Annotated in this window: 8 protein-coding genes and 4 pseudogenes; 9 read left to right on the plus strand and 3 right to left on the minus strand. The window is 69.2% G+C overall.

Features of this window, described 5'->3' with window-relative positions; genetic code table 11:
* Nucleotides 1-81, minus strand: a pseudogene (locus tag FHS37_RS38355) (IS5/IS1182 family transposase); the annotation flags it as partial.
* Between the two features lie 143 nt (nucleotides 82-224).
* Between FHS37_RS38355 and FHS37_RS40390 the strand changes: the two are divergent.
* The 4 genes and pseudogenes from FHS37_RS40390 to FHS37_RS38375 all read left to right on the plus strand — a co-directional run.
* Nucleotides 225-608, plus strand: a pseudogene (locus FHS37_RS40390) (IS630 family transposase); the annotation flags it as partial.
* 243 nt (nucleotides 609-851) lie between these two features.
* Nucleotides 852-1,307, plus strand: coding sequence for an NUDIX hydrolase (locus FHS37_RS38365; protein ID WP_184829907.1), 456 nt, complete (start codon nucleotides 852-854; stop codon nucleotides 1,305-1,307).
* 580 nt (nucleotides 1,308-1,887) lie between these two features.
* The gene (locus FHS37_RS38370; protein WP_184829909.1) at nucleotides 1,888-2,637 is read left to right on the plus strand and encodes a matrixin family metalloprotease; all 750 of its coding nucleotides are present in this window, start codon (nucleotides 1,888-1,890) and stop codon (nucleotides 2,635-2,637) included.
* Nucleotides 2,638-3,376: 739 nt separating this feature from the next.
* Entirely contained in the window at nucleotides 3,377-4,138 is a 762-nt protein-coding gene (locus FHS37_RS38375) for a maleylpyruvate isomerase family mycothiol-dependent enzyme (RefSeq protein ID WP_184829911.1), read from the plus strand.
* Between the two features lie 33 nt (nucleotides 4,139-4,171).
* Here the strand turns inward: FHS37_RS38375 and istA are convergent.
* Both istA and FHS37_RS38385 read right to left on the minus strand, forming a co-directional pair.
* A pseudogene (gene istA / locus FHS37_RS38380) lies at nucleotides 4,172-5,345 on the minus strand (IS21 family transposase); the annotation flags it as partial.
* Between the two features lie 314 nt (nucleotides 5,346-5,659).
* Entirely contained in the window at nucleotides 5,660-6,148 is a 489-nt protein-coding gene (locus tag FHS37_RS38385) for a MarR family winged helix-turn-helix transcriptional regulator (RefSeq protein WP_184829913.1), read from the minus strand.
* A 64-nt stretch (nucleotides 6,149-6,212) separates the two neighbouring features.
* Between FHS37_RS38385 and FHS37_RS38390 the strand changes: the two genes are divergently transcribed.
* The 5 genes and pseudogenes from FHS37_RS38390 to FHS37_RS41265 form a co-directional block, all read left to right on the plus strand.
* Nucleotides 6,213-6,593 carry a tautomerase family protein gene (locus FHS37_RS38390; protein ID WP_184829915.1) on the plus strand — a complete coding sequence of 127 codons (381 nt, stop codon included), beginning with the start codon at nucleotides 6,213-6,215 and terminating at the stop codon, nucleotides 6,591-6,593.
* Nucleotides 6,594-6,630: 37 nt separating this feature from the next.
* Nucleotides 6,631-7,644, plus strand: a pseudogene (locus tag FHS37_RS38395) (IS256 family transposase); the annotation flags it as partial.
* Between the two features lie 331 nt (nucleotides 7,645-7,975).
* Nucleotides 7,976-8,713, plus strand: a complete 738-nt coding sequence (locus FHS37_RS38405) for a dienelactone hydrolase family protein (protein WP_184829919.1) — start codon at nucleotides 7,976-7,978, stop codon at nucleotides 8,711-8,713.
* Nucleotides 8,714-9,072: 359 nt separating this feature from the next.
* Complete coding sequence (locus FHS37_RS41260) at nucleotides 9,073-9,582, plus strand: IS3 family transposase (protein WP_184829921.1); 510 nt, start codon at nucleotides 9,073-9,075, stop codon at nucleotides 9,580-9,582.
* Nucleotides 9,492-9,726, plus strand: a 235-nt coding sequence (locus FHS37_RS41265; RefSeq protein WP_511256446.1) for a DDE-type integrase/transposase/recombinase, incomplete at its 3' end; no start/stop codon positions are given. The genes FHS37_RS41260 and FHS37_RS41265, both read left to right, overlap by 91 nt.

Raw genomic sequence — 9,726 nt, forward strand, 5'->3', positions numbered from 1 at the left:
ACCCTCACGGGTGACGATGAGCATGGTCACCCACTCGACCAAGGCGTGCGGGAGGTCGAGTGCGGCAGGATGGGGAACCAACGAGGCTCCTGGGCGGATGAGTTGAGACGTCGAACACCTCTCTCAACGGCACAGGAGCCTCGTGCGTTGCGGAACGTCGGCCCGTCACCCGATCAGTGGTGGCACGGCGGCGGGCCCAGACGGTCCTGCTGTCCTCGCAGGGCATGCGGGTGGCGAAGATCGTGGAGGTGTCGTTCACCGGCGCGGACCGGGTGAGGGAAGTGATCCACGACTTCGACACGGATGGCTTCGACTCGCTGGACCCGAAGTGCAAGGGCGGTCGGCCGAAGGCCTCCACGCTGTCCGAGCGGCGCGGGATCAACTGGCATACCTCCCGCGATCCGGACTACGCGGCCGAGAAGGCCCGAGTCAAGCACCTCTACGCAATCGCCGACGGCGAGGTCATACCCGAGGACGGCGAGCCCGAACTGGTCTTCTGCACGGGTGAGCTCGGGCCGCTCAACCTGATGCCGCACCCCGGCCGTCAGCGGGCGGAACACGGGGGCCGGCACAAGGAGCCCGACCGGGGACCGCGCCACAGGCGAAGGACAGGCGCACCGCCCCGGTACCGGACGCGGGCAGACCACGCACCGGCCCATGCAGTTCTTCGACATGGGCGCCCCCAGACGCACGTCCTCCTGCCCCTCTTCCGCGAGGCAGCCCCGTAACCGGTCGGCCCCAGTCCCAAGCCCTGAAACGGTGACCTGCGAAGTCCGGGTCTGGGGCCTGTTGCAAAAGTCGATCTGGGGGGCGTTAGGGTTCCGCTTGAAAGGTTCTGTGTGGGGGGATGCATGGACACTCAGATAAGGACCCGCATTTCGGCTTATGCAATCGCCACGGAAGGTGATCGGCTGCTGCTGGCCAGATTGTCGGATGCTTCGCCGGTCTTCACGCCGGGCCTGTGGCACTTGCCTGGTGGGGGCATCGACCCAGGCGAACAGCCCGTCGAGGCGCTGGCTCGTGAACTGATGGAAGAAACGGGCCTTGAACTGACCGATGCCTGCCTGCTCGACGCGCGGACATATGTGGCCCAGCGAAACGGTGTGAGTTGGAGCCTGACGGCATTGTTCTATGCTGCGGCCCTCGAGGGCGGAGTGCCGACGATGATCGAGATCGACGGTTCCACCGAGGCAGTGGCATGGATCCCCCTGACCGATCTGCAGGACGACAGCGTGCTGTCGCCGGCAGCTGTCGACGCGCTTCGCATGCTGGACCGGGCGAAGGCGACGCTCGCAACCACTGGTTGAGGCCTGCGACCGGCACGGTCGCTTCGCAGCAGACGGCGAGTTTGATGTATCGCGCGGCCACGGCCCTGTGGCGCTTGAGGCGATTGATCCCGCATTCGGCTGTGTTCCGCTGCCGGGCCCTGCTCACTCCTGCCCATGCGTCTCCGCATCGTTCAGCATCCGCCGCTGCGAGGACTCTCGCCGGTTCCACGACCGCGAGCGAGCCGAGGACAAGCGCCACGTTCAAGCCGTCCTCACCCCGGCTCGCCGCCGGGGCAACGTGCCCTGGGCCCTTCTGCGCGACGGACGAACCTACGACGCCCTGCTGCCCACCGTCATCGCAACTTGACGAACAGCATGAGGAATCCCTGGACCGCACAAACACCGTCTTGACTGCTGCCCCAACGGTCCCGACGTCCCCTTCCTTTCCGACCGCGATGTGACGCGATGCGGCCTGTCAGCATTTGATGGGTGCATGTCATTATTGCCCGGCTTGCTCGTCGGCCGTTCACGTTCTCGCCGCCACGGACGGCGAGGCCGGCCCCGAGCGTCAGGGGGAAATGACGTGTTACGCAGAACAAGAGCCGCAATCGGACTGGCTGTGAGCGGGCTGGTCCTCGCCCTCTCGGCACCCGTCGGGCAGGCCCAGCCCGGCACCCCGACAGAGCCCTCCTCCGCCCGGGCATCCGACGATCACGCCGTGTACGTCGTCCAGCAGCGTGCGGACGGCACCACCTACACCGCGGTGTACGACCCCGCGCCGGGCGTCACTCCCGACCAACTGAGAACCAGCCTGCGGCGGCAGGGTGTCCGCGGCGTGCAGGACGCAGGCAGCAAGGCCGACATCGGCATCCTCGGCTGCGCGCCCCGTGTCGGCACCGCGTCCGCGTGGTGCGGACACAAGTGGGACTACGGAGGTTTCAACGACCCACAGGTCTACTTCCTCGACCACACCGGCGACACCTGGCCGGTCACCGCCGCACAGGTCGACTGGTACCAGGCACCGGGGATCGACGCCTACTACCGCTGGCACACCTCCGGATGCCCCGGCGGCGGCCGCCACTGCGTCCATGTGTACAGCGGACGCTACGGGACCGACTGGTACGGCGTGACCGAGGCCACCAGCTCCAACGGCTACTTCGGCACGGTCACGGTCAAACTCAACGAGCAGGTCACGCCGAACACCTACGCGGCCAGGCGCAGTGTCGCCTGCCACGAGATGGGCCACGCCCTCGGCCTGGACCACAACGGGTCGACCAACAGCTGCCTGTCCGTGCCCGAGTTCCCGCAGCACCCGTCCTCGGACGATTTCGCGGTCCTGAACCAGCTGTACCCCAGGGCCGGTACCTGACAGCTCTGCGGCCGTGCCGACCAGGCACCCCGTACGAGAGCCAGGCGGCCACCTACCCGCCGTGTCCCCGCACCGGCACGGCCGCACCCGTTCCAGAACCCGCTCCCGCTCGAACCGGCCGACCCGCCTCCCGCGCGGGAGCGGGCCTCGGCGCCTCGAAGTCCGCACTCGAGTTGCCCGGTCCGCCGAGAGCATGGGCCCACCAGTGCGCGTACCGCCCATGCACCAGCGGGTCCCGGCCGGCCGGCAGGCAGCCCAGGGGTCAGGACCCATCGTTCGATCATTCAGCAGTTGTACGAGGCTGCTGGTTGGAGTGACGATCGCGGTGCCGATCGTGGTGTACACGGTGGTGCGGAGGACTTCCGTGACGGCTCACTGGAGCAGTTCGATGTGCGGATGGTCCGGGGATGTCGGGCAGACGTGGAGTTGGAGGTTGTAGCCGCCGACCTTGTCGATCAAGGTGAAGTTGCCGGCCCGGCGCCCAGGGGAGGCGGGGCCGGGTTCGTCGGTGATGACTCGGACGCCGCTGCCTGACCGGCAGCAACGGCTCGATCCGCCCCCCACAGGTCATCCGGCACCATCCACGGAGGACCGTTCCCCTTCCCCGTGGCTCGTTCAACGAGCCGGCCAGGAAGGGAGCATGGCCGCGACCAGGCTTTCCATCCGGTGCCCTCACTTCCGCGGCTGACGGCCTGGAAATAGGGTGCGGTCGGCTGAGCTGGGGTGATAGGCAAGCGAGGTGACAGAGAGTCTTGAGTATTCCGCCCTGCTGCAACTGATCGACGAGCGGTCGGCCGCGTTCCGGAGTGCGGTTGCCGCCGCGCCCAGACTTGACGCGCCGGTGCCGTCCTGCCCCGGGTGGACGTTGTTCGATCTGGTGCAGCACCTGGGGACGGGCCAGCGCTGGTGGGCCGCCATCGTCGCCGCGGGCCCGGCCGAGGCTCCGCCGACCAAGGATGCCGCGGAGGCGCCGCGCGAGCTCGAGGCGCTGCTGGCCTGGTACGCCGAGTCGAACGAACTGCTGCTGAGTGCGCTGCGCGAGGCCGGCCCGGAACGCGAGTGCTGGACGTGGTGGAGCGCCGGCGTGTCGCCGGCGAATGCCCGGGGCGTCGCCCGGCGCCGGGTGCACGAGGTGCTGGTGCACACCTACGACGCCCAGCTCGCCGCAGGCACCGTGCAGCCGATGCCGGCGGACGTCGCGCTCGACGGCGTGGCCGAGTTCCTCGACACCTGCAACTCCACCCCGGCGGCCTGGCCGCACGAGGCCGCCACCATCCACTACCACGCCACCGAGGGCCGCTCCTGGCTCCTCACGCTGGACGGCACCGGCGCCTGGCCCGCACCCCTCACGGACGACGCCGCGCCCGCCTCCGCTTCGGCCACGGGCACGGCCGAGCAGCTGCTCCTCTTCGTCTGGGGCCGCCTCACGCTGAGCGACCTGGAGATCGAGGGCGACCAGCAGGTGTTCGAGCAGCTGATCGCCTGGGAGCCCGAGGAGTAGCCAGTAAGCGTTTTCAGCGTTGCCTCTCCAGGGCGAGCCGTTGAGGGTGAGGCGGTCGACGATGGCCGCGCAGAGACGGGGGGCCGGTGAAGGTCTTCGTCCAGCCGCTGAAGGACTCATTGGAGGCGATGGCGACGCTGTTCTTCTCCTCCCGCTCGGTCAGCACCTGGAACAGCAGCTCAGCACCCCGCCGGTCGAGTTCCACGTAGCCGAGTTCGTCGACGCAGAGAAGGTCGACGCGGCCGTAGCGGGCGATCGTCTTGGACAACTGCTTCTCGTCGGCGGCCTCGACCAGTTCGTTGACGAGCTTGGTGGCCAGCACGTAGCGGACCCGGAAGCCCCGCATGGCGGCCTCGGTGCCCATCGCGTTCAGCTCGGTGAGCGAGGCGACTTCGGGGACGGGGACGAAGTGGTCGCGGCGGAAGTAGCCGATCTGTCCCTCGACGCCGCCCTTCTCGTGGGCGCCCTCGATGCCGGGCCGGCAGGAGAACGGCTCGATGTCCCAGTGCGAACGGAATGCCGTCCAGCGGTCCGTCTCCATCCGGCCCCGATAGAAGCCCGGCACCCGCTCGACCGCGGCCCGCAGGTTGTCGTGGCGAATGTGCGCCCGCGGGACACCGCCGAGTATCCGGAAGGCATGCACATGGCCTTCGGGGAACGCCTCCTGACCTGCGGTGCAAAACACCCGGTGCACGGCCTTGCCGGAATACGACAGCCGCAGCGAGAACAGGTAGAGCCGGGTCGGCTCGCCGGCCAGGAGCACGTGGACCTCACCGAAGTCGATCTCAGCCTCCGCCCCGGGCAGACGAGTCTGCGGCACGAACATCGCCTGCGGGCCGATGCCCGCGTCCCGCCGGATCTGCGGCCGTCGATCCTTCATATAGGTGCGGACCATCGGATAGGAGATCTCGTAGGCGTCGTGCTCCTCCACCAGCCGGTCAAAGATCCGCTGAGCGGTGTGCCGCTGCTTGGCCGGCGCGTCCAGATCTCCCCGCAGGATCCCGTCGATCAACGGTTTGTAGGGATCCAGCCGGGACTCCCGGCGTCGCTGCTGTTTGCGTGGCTCCGGCCACTGGCCGTCCAGGGCCCTCCGCACCGTCCGCCACGTGACGTTGTCCTTGCGCTGCAAAGCCCGCTGCGACATGCCACCGCGGTGGTCACGCCGGATCGCGGCGTACAGATCGACCTTGGACTGAGACTTCCCCATAGGGCCCCTGCGGCAGAAGCACACCCCACCGTCCCACCGCAAGCCCCTGGGCGACGTCAAAACAAACCGACATCGCAAACTCGGTCAGAAGGTGACTCCCACAGTCACGTCGAAACGACTCCCACACTGAGATACGAAGCCGGCGCAGGCCGTCAAAGGGCTGGTGCTGCGGCTGGCTGGCTTCGTTGGCGAGAAGCAGCAGCGTTTGTCAGTTGGTTCGGGCAGCGGTCAGCGATGTCGAGGCGGGAAAATGTTGGTGAGAAGCGAGAGCGGCTGTGGCGGCAGGCCGCGCTATGCCGGCTCCGCCGGGCCCGCTAACGCGGCTGCGTGTTCCGGTGCTGGTCGCCCGCCTGCTCCAAGGCGGCTTCGTAGGCGTGCAGGGCGGTGATGACCGTGGCGCGTTCCGCAGGGGCGAGACCGCGCATGACGCATTCCCAGGCAGAGGCGCTGCCGGAAAGCCATTCGCCGATCGGTGCGGCGTAGGCGGGGGCGATGGCGACGATGCGGCGGCGGCGGTCGGCGGGATCGGCAGTGCGCTGCAGGACGCCCAGCCGTGACAGCTCGCTGACCATGAGGCTGACGGTCGTCGGGGCCACCTCCAGCCGAGCGGCCAGGTCGTTGACGCTGGTGGGACCGTCGTACTCCAGGTGGGCCAGCAGCGCGAGATGTCGCGGTGCCAGGTCCAGGCCCTGGAGCGCCGGAGGGATGGGCAGGCGCTTGGCGCGGCCGACGAGCCGTGGCATGAGCAACAGCAGGGTGCGGACGGCCTCGTCCACGGCTGGACCGTCCGATTCCGTGGACATCAGCGACCTCTTCCGGATACCTTTAAAAGCAAAGGCTTTGTATTCAAAGGGAACAGGGTCCACTATGCCGCATCTGACCGTGCACCTTCCAGAGAACAGGCTGACCGGTAAGGAACCCATGCTCGTCGCCGCACTGACCGACGCGATCGTCGACGTCTATGGCGAATGGGCCCGCGACCTCGTAAGCATCCGCCTGGCCGGAGTCCCTGCAGGCCGTTTCGCGCAGGGCGGCAAGGCCGTGGACACAAACGCCTCGGTGGTCTTGGGCGTCCGCGCCGGCGTCTTCGACCGCCCCGACGCCGCCCAGATCACCGCGCGCCTCGGCACCGTGCTCACCGACGCGATCACGCGTGTCGTCGGCGATGACCTCCGCACCGGCACCATGGTCGAACTCGTGGCGTCACCGCCAGAACGAACCTTCGTCGGCGGCGCCCTCACCGTATGACCCCCCGACTGAGTCACCTCACGACCTGCCTTCTCCGAAAAGAGGCACTCAGCCGAAGCAGGCCCTCATCAGCGTGGTCGCCACCGCCTGCCTCCTGGGCGTCTCCACTCGCCGGGTCGAGGAACTCGCCGAGTCCCTCGGTGTCACCCGGCTGTCGAAGTCCCAGGTCAGCGCGATGGCCAAGCATCTCGACGAGCAGGTCACCGCCTTCCGCAACCGGCCGCTCGACACCGGCCCCCGCACCTTCGCCTGGGTCGACGCCCTGACCCGGAAGGTCCGCGAAGGCGACCGCATCATCAACGTCCACGCCCTGGTCGCGGTGGGCGTCAACGCCGACGGGCACCGCGAGATCCTCGGCCTGGACGTCGCCACCGCCGAGGACGGCGCCGGCTGGCTCGCCTTCCTGCGCTCCCTCGTCGTCCGGGGCCTGTCCGGCGTCCAGCTCGTCGTCTCCGACGCCCACGCCGGCCTCGTCGACGCGATCGGCGCCACCCTGCCCGGCGCGTCCTGGCAGCGCTGCCGCACCCACTACGCGAGGAATCTCCTGAGCCAGGTCCCGAAATCGGCCCAGCCTGGGGGTGCCCCCGGCCGGAGGCTGGGGGAGGGTGGCGACCCTGCTGCGGACCGTGTCCGAACAGCCCCACACCGACGCGGTGACGGCCCAGATGGCCCACGTGCTGGACGCTCTGGAAGCCAGGTTCCCCGAAGCCGCAGCCCACTTGGACGCAGCCCAGCACGACCTGCTCGCGTTCACCGGCTTCCCGCGTGAACTCTGGCGACAGATCTGGTCGAACAACCCGCAGGAGCGGCTGAACAAGGAGATCCTCCCCACGGCTGCGCCGCGGGAGGCGCCCCCAGCCGCACCGACGTGGTGGACATCTTCCCCGACCGCACCGCCGTCGTCCGGCTCGTCGGCGCGGTCCTGGCCGAACAGAACGACGAACGGACCGAGGCCCGCCGCCACATGGGCCGCGAGCTCCTTGCCAAGGCCCGACTCCACCCGATCGAGTCAGAAACCGACGACACCGTCCTGCCCACCGAACTCACCGCACAGCCTCAACACGAGATCACCGAGTGGCCGTCGATACACCACTCCAGCGGACGTGACCGCCCGCCCAGTAAAACGCGGCTGGCCTGTGTCCACCGCGGAGTGGCCATCAGTCCCATGAGTGGTGAGTCGTGCGCCAAGAGTCTCCGGCCGCTGCCTCGTGCGCCGTCGGGCCTGCGAGGGGTGTGACCGAGATACGCGCCAAAGGGGCAACGGGATGATTTTGAAGCCCTGAGCGCCGGGCCCTCCCGTGTTTCAGAGGGACACCTACGCTGTTCTGCCGACGGCAGAGCAGCGGCCGGACCGGGCTCGACGATCACTACAGTCCCGTCTCATGACGACGATTACGACGCGTACGGTCGAGTACCCGGCCGACGGTTTGACGATGATCGGGTACCTCGCGCTCCCGGCCGGTGTCGACCGCCGCCCCGCAGTGCTGCTCGGGCCAGAGGGCATGGGGCTCAGCGACGTCGAGCGCCGCCGGGCCGATGCTCTCGCCGAGCTGGGATATGTAACGCTGGCCTTCGACCTTCACGGCGGGCGCTATTTGGGTGACCCCGAGGAGATGCTGGCCCGTTGCATGCCACTGCTCGCTGATTCCGACCGGATGCGGCGCATCGGCCACGCGGCACTCGACGAGTTGCGCACCGAGCCCCGGACCGACCCCGACCGGATCGCCGCCATCGGCTACGGCACCGGGGGCGCCATCGCGCTGGAACTCGGGCGGGGCGGCGTCAACCTGCGCGCGATCGGGACAGTCAACGCAACTACCACGGGCCGACCGGGCGAGGCGGCGCGCATCCGCTGCCCGGTGTGGGCCGGGGTCGGATCGGAAGACCCGATCATGCCGCCCGCGCAACGAAACGCGTTCACCGCTGAGATGCAGGCCGCGGGCGTCGACTGGCGCCTCGCGATCTATGGCGGCGCCTTGCACGCCTTCCACCACCCGCCGGTCGACCACCCCGTGGTCCCCGGTGTCGGTTACCACCCACAGCACGCGCAGCGAGCCTGGCGCGACGTCGTCGACCTGCTCGCCGAGTGCCTGCCCGTGACGGAGGACCTGGGGGCATGACCCAGGCAGGCATGGATCTGTAACGAGATATCGACGCCGAAGAGTTCCTCGCCGGAGCCGGATGAGCGCCGCCCGTCTGCTGCACCGGCTCGATCGAGCCGACACCGCCGGGCGGCAACCAGGGCCAACGTTGCTTGATACGGCACTAGTGATCACCAGCCTCCGTTGGCGCAGGAAGTTCACCCACGGTGTCTTGCGGCTGTTGGGGGCACGGCGGTTCGCATCCTACGGAAGGCCCGCCACGGTCAGGTCGTGCGCGTGGCGCGGCGACGTGCCCGGCTGCGGCGGGAGAGCCGCCGCCTGCGGAAGGACGTGGAGATCCTCAAGCGGGCCACGGCTTTCTTCGCGACGGAGACCCGATGAGCGTGCACCCGTTCATCGAGGCGGAGAAGCAGGCAGGTCACAGCGTCAAACGCGCCTGTGAACTGCTGAAGGTCTCCCGTGCCGCCTTCTGTGCCCGCCGCGCCGGCGCTGTCGACCCCCGGGCCGTGCAGGACGAGGAGCTGACCGAGCAAATCACCGCAGTCCGCGCCCGGTCCCGTGGCACCTACGGGGCCCCGCGCATCCACGCCGTCCTGCAGCACGAGGGGGCGGTCTGCGGCCGCAGACGCATCGCCCGGCTGATGCGGGCCGCCGGGCTCGTCGGCCGGCACCGCAGGCGGCGGCACCGCACCACGGTCCCCGACCCGCACGCGGTCACCCGCCCGACCTGGTTCTGCGCGGCTTCCGGCCCGACCCGACGGCGACCGACGCCCGCTGGTGCGGTGACATCACCTATATCCCGACCGACGAGGGCTGGCTCTACCTGGCCACCGTCATCGACGTCGCCTCCCGGCGAGTGGTCGGCTGGGCCACCGCCGACCATCTGAGCACCGAGCTGGTCGCCGAGGCCCTGCGGGCCGCCTGTCGCCGGCGCCGCCCGCCACCCTGGGCGAACTGGACGTGCACGGACGGCCTCGGCGGCTGGCCGCCCGCACCCGCGAACGCCACCAGCAGATCCACGAACGCATCGA

The sequence above is a fragment of the Streptomyces griseomycini genome, from assembly GCF_014203535.1.
In the GTDB taxonomy this organism is placed as follows: Bacteria; Actinomycetota; Actinomycetes; order Streptomycetales; family Streptomycetaceae; genus Streptomyces; species Streptomyces griseomycini.

Bases quoted from the DNA above. Each gene is read 5' to 3' on its own strand.
- FHS37_RS38385 (WP_184829913.1), bottom strand. From the start codon at position 6,148: ATGTCCACGGAATCGGACGGTCCAGCCGTGGACGAGGCCGTCCGCACC.
- FHS37_RS38390 (WP_184829915.1), top strand. From the start codon at position 6,213: ATGCCGCATCTGACCGTGCACCTTCCAGAGAACAGGCTGACCGGTAAG.
- FHS37_RS38365 (WP_184829907.1), top strand. From the start codon at position 852: ATGGACACTCAGATAAGGACCCGCATTTCGGCTTATGCAATCGCCACG.
- FHS37_RS41260 (WP_184829921.1), top strand. From the start codon at position 9,073: ATGAGCGTGCACCCGTTCATCGAGGCGGAGAAGCAGGCAGGTCACAGC.
- FHS37_RS38405 (WP_184829919.1), top strand. From the start codon at position 7,976: ATGACGACGATTACGACGCGTACGGTCGAGTACCCGGCCGACGGTTTG.